Here is a 14,786-nt window from a genome sequence, read left to right on the forward strand (position 1 = left end):
TAAATATACCAATGCTTATTATGCCTGAAAGCAGCTTGATGTACTGTTTAAAGTAATTTCTCATTCATATAACGCCAGTAGCGCTTTGGCACATATTGAATATGCAATTTCATGTTCTTGCGCGCCTGAATATTCACACTGTTAAAATAGTCTTTCCAGAGCTGATCATATAGCAGCTCTTGATCATCCAGTTCAATACTGAATGATTGACTATGACCAATCCGGATTTGTGGATCGATTATTTCAGCGTTCATCTCGACCTGATGCATCTGCCTTAAATCATAATAAATACCGTAATTACGCTGCTCGTCATAAATCAGCCAGCTTTGATCCTGATAACGCTCCTGAAAATGTCGGGAAATAATCGGCAAGACATTAAAATCCGGTCTGACCAGACTCAGAAACAAACCATCTTTGGCTTTTTTAAAGCGTACAAAAGCCTCCATACGATGCTTTTCCCGCCCCACTTGCTTGGCCCATTGCGACATGCCGATCACCGCAGTATGACCATAATCTTTATCGACTGGACGCTGGTTTTGAAAGACATAGACTGCAAAATCAAAAAGAGTCTGGAACGCTGCTTCCTGCTCTGACAAAAACGTATAGTAAAAAGCACGCAAACTGCTGGAAGATACTTTCTGCTTTAATCCCTGCCACACCCGCTGCCCATGCTGATCATTAGAGGCCACATGGATAAATTCATCAAATAAACCTGTTTGTGCTTGAGGATTGGCCGTCACTATCACGTTAAATTCTTTAAACTCGAAAGCACGAAATACACAACTGAGCAGACCAGTCATGCTGCCATCAAAACAGTAACTTGCCACTAGAAACCAAATCCTAATTGAGGTGAAAGTTGCTGCTGATATTTGGATTGCCCTGACATCAAAATTTGCTGGCGAATCTGATGGGCGTGCTGATCTTTCTTAAATTTCGGTGTATCCGCACAGCGAATAAAATGCTGCGCCCGGTTATAAGCCACGCCCATGCGCCTTAGCTGGTCAATATGAATCTGTCCAAAACGCCGGGCCTGTACAATTTTCTGGGCAGAACGCACCCCTATGCCAGGTACCCGTAGAATCATTTTATAGTCGGCACGGTTAATATCGAGCGGAAAGGCTTCAGGATGACGCAAGGCCCAACTGAGTTTGGGATCAATATCCAGCTCCAGATTCGGATGCTGCTCATCGACAATTTCATCAGCAGCAAAGCCATAAAAACGCATCAGCCAGTCAGATTGATACAGACGATTTTCTCTTAATAATGGCGGTGCTGAACCGATGGCGGGTAAGGCTTTATCTTCAGGATTAATCGGGATATAACCAGAGAAATACACCCTTTTCAGCTTGAATTCCTTGTAATGCCGATCAGCCATCAAAATAATATCCTGATCGGTTTCACTATGCGCGCCCACCACCATCTGTGTGGTTTGTCCGGCAGGTACAAACTTGGGGACTGACTTGATCAGCTTGCGTTCATCTTTGAGCTGGATCAACCGGTCGCGTACAATGCCCAAGTCTTTTTGTACTTCGGCATGGGTTTTCTCAGGCGCAAATTTTTGCAGTCCCGCTTCCGTCGGCATTTCAAGATTAATACTCATACGGTCGACATACAGTCCGGCTTCGGTAATGATCTCCTGTGATGCACCCGGAATGGTTTTCAGATGAATATAACCATTAAAGTTTTCTTCGAGTCTTAATTTTTTGACCACCTGCAGCATCCGTTCCATGGTGTGATCGGCCGATTTAAAAATCCCCGAACTGAGAAACAGACCCTCAATATAATTACGCCGATAAAAATTCATGGTCAAATCCACGACTTCCTGCACGGTAAATGCTGCACGCTGGACGTCATTGGAACGGCGCGAAACACAATAGGAACAGTCAAAAATACAGACATTAGAGAACAGAATTTTCAATAAGGACACACAGCGGCCATCTTCGGTATAACTATGACAGATACCATTCCCGGTATTGCCCACACCCTTGTCTTTATTTTTACGGTTGCTACCACTAGATGAACAAGACACATCATACTTGGCAGCATCGGCTAAAATTTGCAGTTTTTCACGGATACGATCAGACATGAGCTCAGAGAATATGTGACCAAAAAGCTATTATAAAGTGTTCAATTCTAGGCCAATAAAAGTTCTATCTTCTTGGCGACGTAGCGTGTCGCAAGAAATGTAAATAACACGTAACCCATGCTGCAGTATTTCAAAATAAAATAACCAATATGATTTGCTTAATTTTGTGCTCAAAGGCAAAGTAAAAGCATAACAAGGAGCAAATCTATGTCTTTATTAGAAAATCTCGGAATTAAACATCCTATTTTCTTGGCACCGATGGCAGGTGTCTCTACGCCCGAGCTTGCTGCCGAAGTGTCCAATCAGGGCGGCTTGGGTTCACTGGGTCTGGGGGCCAGCAGTATTGATGCAGCTCGGCAACAGATTTTAAAAACTCGAGAACTGACAGATTGCCCTTTTCAGGTCAATTTTTTCTGTCATGACACTGTTCCTGTAGATGAGGCTGTAGCGCAGGCATGGATTGCACAGTTTAAAGATAAATTTGCCGAATATGGCGCTCAGGCACCAGATCATTTGGAGTGTATTTATCCGAGTTTTAAAGACAATGATGACTTTCTGAATCTGGTCTTGGAAACCAAACCGCGAGCAGTCAGCTTTCATTTTGGGATTCCACATCCGCATCAGATTCAAGCCCTAAAACAAGCAGGGATTCTGACCATGGTATCTGCCACCAATTATGCCGAAGCTAAAGCCATTGAAGCAGCCGGAATTGATATCATTATTGCGCAGGGTATTGAGGCTGGTGGCCATCGCGGGATTTTCTCGACCAAGTTTGATGCTTCAGTCAAAACCTCCAATCTGGTGAAGCTGATCAAACAGCATTCTTCCTTGCCGATTGTAGCGGCAGGCGGGATTATGACGGGTGAGCAAGCGCGTCAAATGATGGATTTCGGTGCAGATGCCGTGCAACTTGGGACTGCATTTGTGCAGTGTAAATCTTCTAATGCCAATGATGCCTATCGTAAAGCCTTATTTTCCAAGCCACTCACTCAGGTGAGTGCCAGTATTTCCGGTCGTCCTGCACGTGGCATTATTAACCACTGGCATATTGAGGTGGATACACCCGATCGGCTGGATGTTCCCGCTTATCCATATACTTATGATCTGGCCAAGCAATTACATGCTGCTGCTGCCAAACATGGGGATCAAGGTTATGGTGCATTCTGGGCAGGTTCGAACGTGGCACAGATTCGTGAAATGGAAGCTTCCGATCTGATTAACCAGCTCATACTGGAAATGAAGCATCTTTAATACTTGAATCATAAAAAAACCTCTCCACATGGAGAGGTTTTTAATTTATCTAGAATTAGCGTGTGACACGATGCCAGGCATCTTTAACTGCAAATTTCGCTTCTTCCCAGTTGAGGCGGGACTCACCTTTTAACTGTTCCCACTTGGTACGCAGTTCAGGTTCGGCACGGTCAAAATCCGTATCATGCTCATACATCGGACGATTTTCATAACCGACCCGGTAAGCACCGCGATAATCACGATCATAATCTAGATCGCCATATGTGCTACGCGTTTCATTGAAATACGGGCGATTATGATACTCATCTCTCCAGTAATTATCTTCTGCTCTCAAATGATCTGGATGTCGATAGTTATCTGCCTCAGGAAAGTTCTCTGGGTGCTGGTAATTATCTGCCTGTTTCTCATGATCAGGTGTCGCAATGTCATTACCTGCAATACCGCCAACAACACCACCGATAATACCACCCACCACTGCACCTGGAGGGCCACCTACCAGACCTGCAACTGCGCCTACCGCAGCTCCACCCAAAGTACCGGCACTGGTCGCAGCCAGATTATCTTCACCTTCATTCATGTCTGGAACACGAGGATTATCTTTCACGGGTGTATTCAAATCTGGACGTGCATTAGTATCAGTCGGATTGATATTCAGGCCTTCACTGCGTTCTTGTGGCAATTCCGTTGACGTTTTATGGCTAAACTCTGTGACTGGACGATTGGTATTTGTCATTACAGATCTCCCTCAATGATGACGATAAACAAGATGGATCACATCTGGTTTATATCTGGATAGGTTCATCATAGAGGAAGCTTGAGTAAGCAATGTCCAAGTCCTGTCCAGTTTAAGTGAACAAACTGTGCTGCTATGTATTAGACAGGCTGAAGTGTAAACAGAATGCAAAAATCCGCCTGCTCAAGATAAAAAAGGTAGGGATTTCATGCAAAAAATATTACATGATTCGCTGAATTTTGCCCTTCATTACTTGGTTTCCAGTAAATTCACCTGCTCGACCTGTACATCATTCATGGTTAAACCATGTTCTAGCAGTGCATTAAAATAATCTTCTACCACACGATACTGGTCAGCGGTATTTTCTACCTGATACATGCTTTGACGAAACTCGTTACTGGAACGCAGTCCTTTGGTGTACCAGGCAATATGTTTACGGGAAATCCGGCAGCCGGAATACTCGCCGTAGAATTCGTATAATTCTGTCAAATGTCCCAGCAGTACATCTTTAACTTCTGTAATACTTGGTGCGTCAAGATGTTGACTAGTTTTTAAATAATGGGCAATTTCACGAAAAATCCAGGGCCGACCTTGTGCTGCACGACCAATCATAATTGCGTCTGCACCGGTATAATCCAGCACGTATTTGGCTTTTTCAGGACTGTCGATATCTCCGTTGGCAATCACGGGAATCTTCAACATTTCCTTTACGTCTTTGATTAAAGAATAACGCGCGGTATTCAGATACATATCTTCACGGGTACGGCCATGTAAAGCCAGTGCCGCAATCCCGGCTTGTTCAGCCCGTTTGGCGACCCGCATAATATTTTCCTGGCCGTTCAAATAACCAAGACGGGTTTTTAAAGTCACTGGCACGTCAACTGCGGCAACGACTGCATCCAGAATGCGTGCAACTAGATCTTCATCCTGCAATAAAGCAGAACCGGCAAGTCGGTTACAGACCTTTTTGGCTGGGCAGCCCATATTAATATCAACAATTTGTGCGCCATTCGCCACCTGATAACGTGCCGCTTCAGCTAGATCTTGCGGATCTGAACCAGCAATCTGCGCTGAAATCGGTGCCAGTTCGCCATCAAAATTAGCACGATATAAGCTTTTCTTACTCATGCGCAAAGTTTTGTCAGATGTCATCATTTCACTGACCGCATGGCCTGCACCAAAGTATTTGCACAAGGTTCTAAACGGTCGGTCGGTCACACCTGCCATGGGAGCGACAATCAAATTGTTTGACAGTTGATATGGACCAATATACATATAAATTCATCACTTTTTTGATGGGCATAGTATACTGCATCTGCCTTATTCGCTCATCTTTTCAATTAATTTACGACACCATGAATAAAACTTTCGCTTCTTGTTTTTCTTTTAAGTCATTGTCTGTACTTGCACTTTCCCTGGGTCTTGCCGGCTGTGGCAATGGTTCATGGTGGTCAAAAGATGATGAACCGACACTTGAAGTTGAACATATTCGTAAAGCCATTCCTGGTCGGGTGAATCAACGTGAGTCCTGGGCACAAGATATTTACGATATTACCGAACAGCTCGGCATTCCTCAAACCAAGGAAAATGTTTGTACGATTGTGGCAGTGGTTGATCAGGAATCTAACTTTGTTGCAGATCCTACTGTTCCGGGTTTGGGTGAAAAGGCGGTTAAGGAAGTCCAAGGTCGCCTTGATGAAAAATTCAAAGATAAGCTTGGTCAAGCAATTGGCGGCACAGTTGCAGGATATTTCCAGGAAGTTCTCAAGAACCATCCGAGTCCTGAAGACAACTACTTAAGCCAGATGCGCCGGGTCAAAACCGAACGTGAACTCGACGAATTATATCGTGAAATATTTGATTATATGTCAAAGCATTATCATGTTAGCGCCCTGACTGGTGCTGCCAAACTGGTCGGCCAGAATATTGGCGAGAAAATGAATCCAATTACCACCTTGGGTTCAATGCAGGTACATATTAGCTATGCGAAAGAACATAAACGCCAAGGCGGCAATATCGCAGAGTTACGTACCGATCTCTACAGTCAATATGGCGGTCTGTATTATGGGATTCATCGCCTGATGATGTATCCGGCGGATTATGACAAGCCAATTTATCGTTTTGCGGACTATAACTCGGGCATGTATTCCAGTCGAAATGCCGCTTTTCAGAGCATGTTAAATGATTTAACTGAAGCCGAACTTGATCTGGATGGCGACTTATTGCTCTATACTAAAGATGGCGCGATCCGTTCGCAGAAGAGTCAATCTGAGCGTGAGTTAATCAGTGTTTTTGCCAAAAATAATTTTATTATCACTGAACGTCAAATCCGAGCTGATTTAAAGAAAGAAAAAGATAAAGACTTTGAAGATACGATGACTTATCGTGGTGTCAGCAAGCTTTATCAGGAAAAAACGGGTAAAGATCCTATCTATGCCATTATGCCTGAAGTGGTCATTTCCGGACCAAAATTAAGTCGTGATTATAATACTAACTGGTTTGCTACCCGCGTCGATGGTCGATATCAAACATGCATGCGCAAAATCAAAAATCTAAAACTCTAGCCTTATTTGATTTTGATGGAACCCTGTATCTACATGATAGCTTTACCGGGTTCATTTTCCATGCCTTAAGAAAACGGCATATTGTGAAACGCGGCATGCAAATTTTGCCATGGATACAGGCCTATTATTTAAATTTCTATCCGGCACACCGCATGCGACCCAAATTGTATGCCAGCATGTTTAAAAACAGTGATGCAGAGGAAATTCTGCAATTAGCTCAGGATTATGCACAACAACTAATATTCAAGTTGAATCCGAAATTATTAGAACAACTTAAACAGCATCAACAATTAGGACATGAAGTCGTGCTGGTATCAGCCTCATTGGATTTGTATCTTAAACCGGTCTGCAGCTATTTAAATATCGATTTAATCTGTAGCGAAGTTGAAATCAAAGCTGGGAAATTGACAGGGTTTTATCAAACTCCTGACTGTAGTAACACACAAAAGAAAATTAGAATTCTAGAAAAATATAATCTGGATAATTATGCTGAAATTTATGCTTATGGGAATAGCAAGGAAGATATAGAAATGCTCAGTCTGGCGCAGCAAAGCTATTTTGAGGGTCAAGATCAACAGCTTCCAAAAATTAATATTTCAGCTCATTCGATGCCATATTAGTCCTTTCCATTCTATCGGGTTAACCTACTAAACACCTTTAGACAACGCTATAAATGGCAGATTAACTTTTTTACTTTATGCCTTGAAATCATCTTAAATAGCTTCGTAATCAGGATTTTTACTTCCTGAAGTATTCGCCTCCTAGCTAAAAAAACCACTTCATTTGAAGTGGTTTTTTTAGCTTTAAGAAAAATTATTTCTTAAACGGAAATGCATATTTCACAATACGTTTGATCACACTACCGTATTGTTTTACCAAGCTGGCATTGTTATAGTTCAAACCATATTTTTCACAAACAGCCTGAACTTTCGGTGCCATTTGACGATAGCGACGTGCAGGTACATCAGGATACAAATGATGTTCAATCTGATGACTTAAATGACCCGTCAAGATATGAAACGCTTCAGAACCGGTCAGGTTGGATGAACCACGGATCTGACGCATATACCAGTGACCACGACTTTCATTTTGCAGTACCGATTTCGGGAATACTTCTACATCTTTGGTAAAGTGGCCACAGAAAATAATACTAAAGGTCCAGATATTACGCAGACCATTGGCCACCATATTGCCGGTCAAAACAGGTAAAGCCGCAGGACCTGCGATGAGTGGGAAGAATACATAATCTTTAAACAGCTGTTTACCGATTTTGCTCTGCATTGGACGCCATTCTTCTTTGGTCTGCTCTTTGCTTTTACGGCCTTTGAAGTATTTACCCAATTCAAGATTCTGAATCGCAACACCCCACTGGAACAATAAACAGAATGGCACTGCATAAATTGGTTGTAGTAAATAACCCGGTTTCCAGCGCTGTTCCGGGAACAAGCGTAATAGACCATAACCGATATCATCATCCATACCCTTAATATTGGTATAAGTATGATGCTTAAAGTTATGGGTTTGACGCCAGTTGTCTGAAGTCCCTACAATATCCCATTCATAAGTCTGACCATTGAGTTTAGGATCATTCATCCAGTCATACTGACCATGCATGACATTATGACCCAGTTCCATATTTTCCATAATTTTGGCAAAGCCTAATAAGCCTGTACCCAATAACCATGCTGGCGGGAACCAGCCTGCAAACAATAAGGCGCGACCGGCAATCGACGAATAACGAATAGTTGAATAGACACGGCGGATATATTTGGCGTCTTTCTCACCTAGATTATCTAACACTTCTTGCTTAATCGCATCAAGTTCACGTGCAAGTTCATCAAGTTCAAACTGGGTTAATTCACGGTTTTTAGGATTTTTAAAATACTGTAATTTTACTGGCATATTCATAGGATAAAACTCGCTTATAAGTCGATGACAAGGTCAGTCTGCGCTGAGTTAATACAAATTTTGAGCAGGTTGCCGGGTTCGGTATTTTGCGCACCATTGACCAAATTCTTGGTCGAACCTTCTACTTTATTGCAGGCACATTTATTACAAATGCCCATACGGCAACCATGTGTCGGTTTAATATTTTGCTGTTCCAGGCTCACCAAAATGGACTGGCCTTTTGGAATGCTGACAATTTTTTTCGACTGGGTCAGGGTGACATTAATAAAGCCGGTATCCGATTGATCCGCCAAGCTCATGCTGAAGGCTTCACCTTTAAACTGTTTTGCCTGAGCAAAAAGCTGTTCTGCTTTGGATACAAAACCTGAAGGACCACAGCAATATACGATGCTATTTTCCAGATTTTGCAGATCGGTCAGATAGGTTTCATCCAGACGCGCAGCAGCTGGCTGTTCTTGAGTGGCATACACATGAAATGAGAAATTTGCATGTTTCTGAGCAAGTTCTCCAAACCGTGCTTTAAATGCGGCATCCTGATCTTTTTTAACCCAGTACCAGAGAGTAACCGGTGCAGATAGTTCACCTTTTTTGCTCAAGCTTTCCAGCATACTGAGCATTGGGGTAATACCACTCCCTGCTGCAAGCAAGATCAATAGACTCGTCTGCACAGGCAAGGTCATATCACCATAAGGCTGACCAAATTCGATCACATCACCTACTTGTGCCTGTTCTGCCAACCAGGTACTGACTTTACCGGCATTGACTTTTTTCACGGTCAATAAAACATGTTGCGCATCTACACGGGTCAAACTATAGCTACGTTCATAACGGATGCCGTTTACCACCACATAGACCGGATGATGCTGCCCTGCTTCACCAAACTTAAATAAGCGATTCACTTGAATTTTCAGACTCAGCATATCCTGTGCTGCATTTTCTATATGCACGATCTTGCCTAATGGCTGATTCAACGACCATACAGGATTGAGTTTCTGAATCCAGAAATTAATTGCATGCTGATCAACTACACTATCAGACAGTGCATTCAATGGCATTTTAAGTTTTTGCAGTACATGCATCGTTTGTGACATCACCTTGGGTTTTTAATTATTATACACATGTATATATATTTGTATATACAACTGTATTGTTTCTAATCATTTCACAAGCTTGACTGGCTCGGTTATAATAAAATGATTCATGCATGAACCTATCGATGAACGAGCCTTCAATGAAAATAAGCAGTGACGCATCTTTATTACAATCGAAAAGCATTGATGAGCCGATTATCGTACGGAGTGTCGGTCGCAAGGCCACCATTACCAAGGAAGAACTGTTTCAGGCTGCGTTGAATCTGATTGGGCCACAAAAAAGTATTTCCTCTTTAAGTCTACGTGAAGTCGCGCGTGAAGCTGGTATTGCACCGAACAGCTTCTATCGTCATTTTAAGGATATTGATGAACTGGCCATTGAGCTGATTGATCGTGCCGGAATTGTATTGCGTCAGATTTTGCATGAAGCACGTCTGCAAGCTTCTCGCCAGAACAGCATCATCCGCAGTTCTGTGGAAGTTTTTATTGCCCAGCTGGATGCCGATGAAGGCAATCTGAGCCTGTTATTACGTGAAGGCTATACTGGCTCCAAGTCTTATAAACAGGCGGTAGAACGCCAGTTAAATTATTTTCAGCAAGAACTTCAGGATGATTTGATTCGTCTAGAACGCCTAAACAACAAGAAGTTATTTCATCCGGATATTGCCGCCAAAGCCATTACCCAACTGGTCTTCAACATGGGCGCCAATGTGATTGATATGCCTGCCGAAGACCGCAAAGAAATTGCCGAACAGACCATGATCATGATCCGGATGATTCTGGAAGGTGCACGTCATCTGGAAGATTCTCAGCTACGTTAATTTTCCGATTTGCATGAAGTAGTATAAAAAGAGACGCAATCAACGTCTCTTTTTTTATGATAATTACAAAAGTACAAGTTGGGCTTTGACCGCCTTTGCAGTGGCCTCCGGATACTCAAGCGGGAACATATGCCCGCCCTCAACCACAGAATAATTAATCCGATAAATCTTCTGCATACCTTGTGGCAAACCCTGCTGATAAAACTGGCTCTGCTCAGCAGTCATCAGATGAATTGGCACTTCAGGCGGTCGGCGTGGCGTTCTCCACCACCAGGCTGGCACAGTCCGGAAGATTTCCGCTTCTATCTGTTTTGGAATAGTTAACGTCACCCCACCACGTTCAGGTTCTGGCTGAATGCCGCTCTCGATATAATCAGCAAAACACTGCTCATCGAAATTTTTAAATAAGCGGTTAAACCGGAGTGCTTCAATAGCGTCCTGTTTCGATGACCAATGATCTTTGCGTTTTAGCGTAATTCCTGCGGGCGTATAGCGGTCAACACTTTTCAGATTCAGCTTTTTAATCAGTTCAAACATGGCGCTATTTTTTCCAATCACAAATGGTGGATCCATAATGACCAGTTTGGAAAATAGTTCGGGACGTCGATACGCCGCCATCAGGGTCACCAGACCACCAAAGGAATGTCCTAAGCCAATCACTTGCTGCTGAGGAAACTGCTGCTCGATATCTGCAATTACTTCATCGACCAGATAACGCCAGTCTCGCGTAATTGGATATTGCGGGTTCATGCCGATCAAGGGAATCGCTTTGACCTCATAGTCTTGCTGGAAACAGTCCAGAAACTTTTGATAAGTTGCCGCAGGAATACCATTGGCATGGGTAAAATGTAGGGCTTGCTTCATTATTTTTAAACGCAGCGCGTATTCATCCTGAAATCATCGAATGAGCTTACTGATCTATTCCTTGATTCGGCAGTGCAAAAATGCTCAAACAATGACCTCAAAGTCATTTCTCTGTATTCCTTCAGAATTTAAGGTTTATTTCTGCGATACAGTTAAATGTTGCATCGGTAGAAAAATCGCCCCGCAACTGGCCTTATCCCCCGCGATGACCACTGCCCGTCCTTTGACACTAATAGACAAATTGCTGGAAATTGCGGTGACCATGGTCTGGCATTTGGGACAATAATGCTTCATGCCATTTAAATGTACGGCAATACCATTGATCAAAAAAGAGGGTTCACATTTAGTCACCATGCCGCCATGATTGGTCTTTGTGCCAAGGGTAATCAATGCTTTTGACATGATTTTTCATTCTTATTATTCAGTAGGCTGATTTTAAACAGGAGTAAAATAACAGGCCAGCATTCTCCGACAAAAAATAATAAAACTGGATTTTGCCCATAAAAAAAGCAGCCCGAAAGCTGCATTTTTTAATGATTTAAAGCTTAAGGCTTAACGACAACCATCACCTGAATCGCTTCCGGTGTTACCGATAGACCATCCAGTAAGCTTAAACCTTCTTTCTGCAATTTCTGTAAACGTGCAATTTCATCTTCACGGATACTTGGGTTGAACTGTTTCAGATAGGTCAGGCGATCAATTTCATATTGCCATTTATTGCCATAGACTTCTTTGGCTTGCTGCTTGAAGCCCGGCAAAGCACTGCGTGCCAGTTCAAGTGCCTGCTGATAACGCGCTTCAATCACATCACGACGTGCTTTCACCACCTGACGACAGCTATTGCCATCCAAATGATGTAGATAAGGCTTCAGGATTTCTGGTGCAATCTTCTGGGAAAGATCCTGGCCTTTTTCACTGAGCAAGACACGGATTAACTGTTGCGGCAGGCTAGATGGCAAGTTCAATGCTTTCGGAGCCACCACATCGACCTTGAACCAGACTTCTAGCAATACCGAACCTTGTGGCAACGCCGCAGATTTTAGCACTGCAACATTGGTACTACCAAAGCCCTGAGTATTAATTATTTCCATCACGCTTTCAGTGAATGGATGTTCAAGCGTCAGGTATTGCGCATCTTCACGGATTTGCGCCTGATCACGATAGAAGGTCGCTGTAATTCCCTCTTCATCCAGCGTCAAACCTTGAACCTGCATTTGATCGGTGGGCTTGATGATCACTGTACCGTTACTTTGCTCGTCAAAGTCGATATTTGTGGACGCCATAAAGCGCTTCATGAAAATCGGCAAAGTGGTATTGTCATCATAATCTTCAAGCGCGTTGACAATTTCCTGTGCCACCACCGGACGGCAAGAGTTGTACTCAAGCAAACGGTCTCGACCTTCCTGCAATTCAGCTTCCAGCGCTTCACGTTGCACGCTAACTTCTTCCAGCAGGTCTTCAAACTCTTGACCTTTGTCTGCCAATAGACAGTCTTTCAAGCGAACAATAAAATTTTCTTGCAAGGTTTGTGCAGCTGGAGAAATATTGCTGAAGATATTCAGCGCTTCGTTATACCAGCGGAACATACGTTCTTGTGCAGTTCCCACCAGATAAGGCACATGAATCTGAATGCGGTTTTCCTGACCGATACGATCCAGACGACCAATACGCTGTTCCAACACGTCCGGGTTCGCAGGTAGGTCAAACAGAATCAGATCAGAGGCAAACTGGAAGTTACGTCCTTCTGAACCGATTTCCGAACAAAGAAGAATCTGCGCGCCATACGAATCTTCAGCAAAATAAGCTGCGGCCTGGTCACGTTCTAACAAGCTCATGCCTTCATGGAACATCGCCGTACGAATACCGGCATGTAAACGCAGTACATTTTCCAACGCCTCAACCACTGGCCCGCTACGCGCAATCAGTAAGACTTTCTTGTGTTTTAAATCGGTACGCAAACGCTCCATCAGCCACATCACGCGTGGATCGGCTTCCATCCACGAGCCATCTAGCTGAGCTTCTTCAGGCCACATTTGCTCACGTAATTTACCATCTTTAGACCAGTGTTCTGGTGCTGGCAATGGCGCTGGCTGACAGTCACGACCCGGGAAACCTTGAATCGCTTCACGCGTATTACGGAACAGGATACGGCCTGTACCATGACGGTCTAAAAGTTCATGAATGGCACGGAAACGCTGTTCAGGATGATCTGCAATCGGATGACCTAACAAGGCCTCAATCGCAGTAAGATGCTCAGCTTCTAGCGGCATGTCTGACATCAACACTTCTGCAATTTTAGCCGTATGCTGATATTGCGCTTCTTCATCGAGGAAACGATCCAGCGAGTTAAAACGCTGCGGATCAAGCAAACGTAGGCGTGCAAAGTGACTTTCTACACCGAGCTGTTCAGGTGTCGCTGTCAATAACAACACGCCCGGCGTATGTTCAGCAAGCTCTTCGACCAGATCATAACGGTCATTACCGCCATCTTCTTCGCTCCACATCAAATGATGTGCTTCATCGACCACCAGCAGGTCGAAACCGGCTTCAAGTGCCTGTTCACGCAGATCTTCATGGTCGACCATCAAATCGACAGAGGCAATAATTTTTTGTTCGGTCAAGAACGGGTTTTGTTCAGGATCATGTTCTTTGATCGATGCAGTACGGGTCAAGTCAAACAGCGAGAACTCAAGATTGAAACGACGGCGCATCTCAATCATCCACTGATATTGCAGCGAATCCGGTACTAAAATCAGAATACGTTCAGAACGGCCGGTTTTCAGCTGTTGATGGATAATCAGACCAGCTTCGATGGTTTTGCCCAGACCTACTTCATCCGCCAGTAACACACGCGGTGCAAAACGCTGACCGACTTCATGAGCAATATACAATTGATGTGGAATCAGGCCTACACGTGAACCCACTAGACCACGCAGTGGACTGCTTTGCATGTTGGCCTGCATTAGCAACGCTTCAATACGCAGGTCATACCATTCTTTATAATCAACCTGACTGGCCAATAAACGGTCTAAAGGCTTAGACAATTGGATGGTTGCACCAATACGGGTTTCATTCAGCGATTTACGTTCTTCAGTTCCATCTTCCAAGGTACGAACGACGTGATAACGTACCACGCCATTGCGGTCTTCAACGGATTCTACAATCCACTTGGTCCCTTCCTGATCCTGTAATTCATCTTTCACATTAAATACGATACGAGATAAGGGTGCATTGCTGCGTGCATAGACGCGGGTTTCATCGCTTTTCGGGAATAAAATGCTGACCGACCGCTCATCAACATCAATAAGAACGCCTAAACCGAGTTCTGTTTCAGTATCTGATAACCAACGTTGACCAATAGCAAATTGCTGCAATTTTTCCACCTTTATCTTAAGTACAAGATTATGAATATTAGGCTCAATCACGAAACGTCATTGGAGCAAAATTCCACACCTTCAAGCAATGTAT

General features: G+C 43.6%; 13 protein-coding genes. 4 read left to right on the forward strand and 9 right to left on the reverse strand.

Going from position 1 to position 14,786, the window contains the following annotated elements; translation table 11 throughout:
- Nucleotides 1-47: 47 nt before the first annotated feature.
- Nucleotides 48-827, reverse strand: a complete 780-nt coding sequence (locus tag NI462_RS02615; RefSeq protein ID WP_004279976.1) for a TIGR03915 family putative DNA repair protein — start codon at nucleotides 825-827, stop codon at nucleotides 48-50.
- Nucleotides 827-2,086, reverse strand: coding sequence for a putative DNA modification/repair radical SAM protein (locus NI462_RS02620; RefSeq protein WP_253158945.1), 1,260 nt, complete (start codon nucleotides 2,084-2,086; stop codon nucleotides 827-829). Before NI462_RS02620 ends, NI462_RS02615 begins: the two co-directional genes overlap by 1 nt.
- A gap of 207 nt (nucleotides 2,087-2,293) precedes the next feature.
- Here NI462_RS02620 and NI462_RS02625 point away from each other — a divergent pair, with 207 nt between their 5' ends.
- On the forward strand, nucleotides 2,294-3,337 hold the full coding sequence (locus tag NI462_RS02625; protein WP_253158947.1) for an NAD(P)H-dependent flavin oxidoreductase: 1,044 nt from the start codon (nucleotides 2,294-2,296) through the stop codon (nucleotides 3,335-3,337).
- 55 nt (nucleotides 3,338-3,392) lie between these two features.
- Here NI462_RS02625 and NI462_RS02630 read toward each other — a convergent pair whose 3' ends face one another.
- On the reverse strand, nucleotides 3,393-4,070 hold the full coding sequence (locus tag NI462_RS02630; protein ID WP_004729893.1) for a hypothetical protein: 678 nt from the start codon (nucleotides 4,068-4,070) through the stop codon (nucleotides 3,393-3,395).
- A gap of 249 nt (nucleotides 4,071-4,319) precedes the next feature.
- Nucleotides 4,320-5,345, reverse strand: coding sequence for a tRNA dihydrouridine synthase DusB (gene dusB, locus NI462_RS02635; protein ID WP_253158949.1), 1,026 nt, complete (start codon nucleotides 5,343-5,345; stop codon nucleotides 4,320-4,322).
- An 80-nt stretch (nucleotides 5,346-5,425) separates the two neighbouring features.
- Here dusB and NI462_RS02640 point away from each other — a divergent pair, with 80 nt between their 5' ends.
- On the forward strand, nucleotides 5,426-6,634 hold the full coding sequence (locus NI462_RS02640; RefSeq protein ID WP_044109667.1) for a DUF1615 family protein: 1,209 nt from the start codon (nucleotides 5,426-5,428) through the stop codon (nucleotides 6,632-6,634).
- Entirely contained in the window at nucleotides 6,601-7,254 is a 654-nt protein-coding gene (locus tag NI462_RS02645) for an HAD-IB family hydrolase (RefSeq protein ID WP_004729896.1), read from the forward strand. The genes NI462_RS02640 and NI462_RS02645 overlap by 34 nt, the downstream gene beginning before the upstream one ends.
- A gap of 193 nt (nucleotides 7,255-7,447) precedes the next feature.
- Here NI462_RS02645 and NI462_RS02650 read toward each other — a convergent pair whose 3' ends face one another.
- Both NI462_RS02650 and NI462_RS02655 read right to left on the reverse strand, forming a co-directional pair.
- Nucleotides 7,448-8,542, reverse strand: coding sequence for a fatty acid desaturase family protein (locus NI462_RS02650; RefSeq protein ID WP_253158951.1), 1,095 nt, complete (start codon nucleotides 8,540-8,542; stop codon nucleotides 7,448-7,450).
- Between the two features lie 14 nt (nucleotides 8,543-8,556).
- Entirely contained in the window at nucleotides 8,557-9,621 is a 1,065-nt protein-coding gene (locus tag NI462_RS02655) for a flavin reductase family protein (RefSeq protein ID WP_253159060.1), read from the reverse strand.
- 152 nt (nucleotides 9,622-9,773) lie between these two features.
- Here NI462_RS02655 and fabR point away from each other — a divergent pair, with 152 nt between their 5' ends.
- Nucleotides 9,774-10,454 (forward strand): HTH-type transcriptional repressor FabR, encoded by a 681-nt coding sequence (gene fabR / locus NI462_RS02660; RefSeq protein ID WP_004729898.1) that lies wholly within the window; start codon nucleotides 9,774-9,776, stop codon nucleotides 10,452-10,454.
- Nucleotides 10,455-10,517: 63 nt separating this feature from the next.
- Here the strand turns inward: fabR and NI462_RS02665 are convergent, their stop codons facing one another.
- From NI462_RS02665 to rapA, 3 genes are all read right to left on the reverse strand, one after another.
- Entirely contained in the window at nucleotides 10,518-11,318 is an 801-nt protein-coding gene (locus NI462_RS02665) for an alpha/beta fold hydrolase (protein ID WP_253158953.1), read from the reverse strand.
- A gap of 135 nt (nucleotides 11,319-11,453) precedes the next feature.
- The gene (locus tag NI462_RS02670) at nucleotides 11,454-11,720 is read right to left on the reverse strand and encodes a PAAR domain-containing protein (protein WP_180000871.1); all 267 of its coding nucleotides are present in this window, start codon (nucleotides 11,718-11,720) and stop codon (nucleotides 11,454-11,456) included.
- 143 nt (nucleotides 11,721-11,863) lie between these two features.
- On the reverse strand, nucleotides 11,864-14,701 hold the full coding sequence (rapA, locus tag NI462_RS02675) for an RNA polymerase-associated protein RapA (RefSeq protein ID WP_253158955.1): 2,838 nt from the start codon (nucleotides 14,699-14,701) through the stop codon (nucleotides 11,864-11,866).
- Nucleotides 14,702-14,786 lie beyond the last annotated feature (85 nt).

The sequence above is a fragment of the Acinetobacter lwoffii genome, assembly GCF_024129715.1.
Classification (GTDB): Bacteria; Pseudomonadota; Gammaproteobacteria; order Pseudomonadales; family Moraxellaceae; genus Acinetobacter; species Acinetobacter lwoffii_U.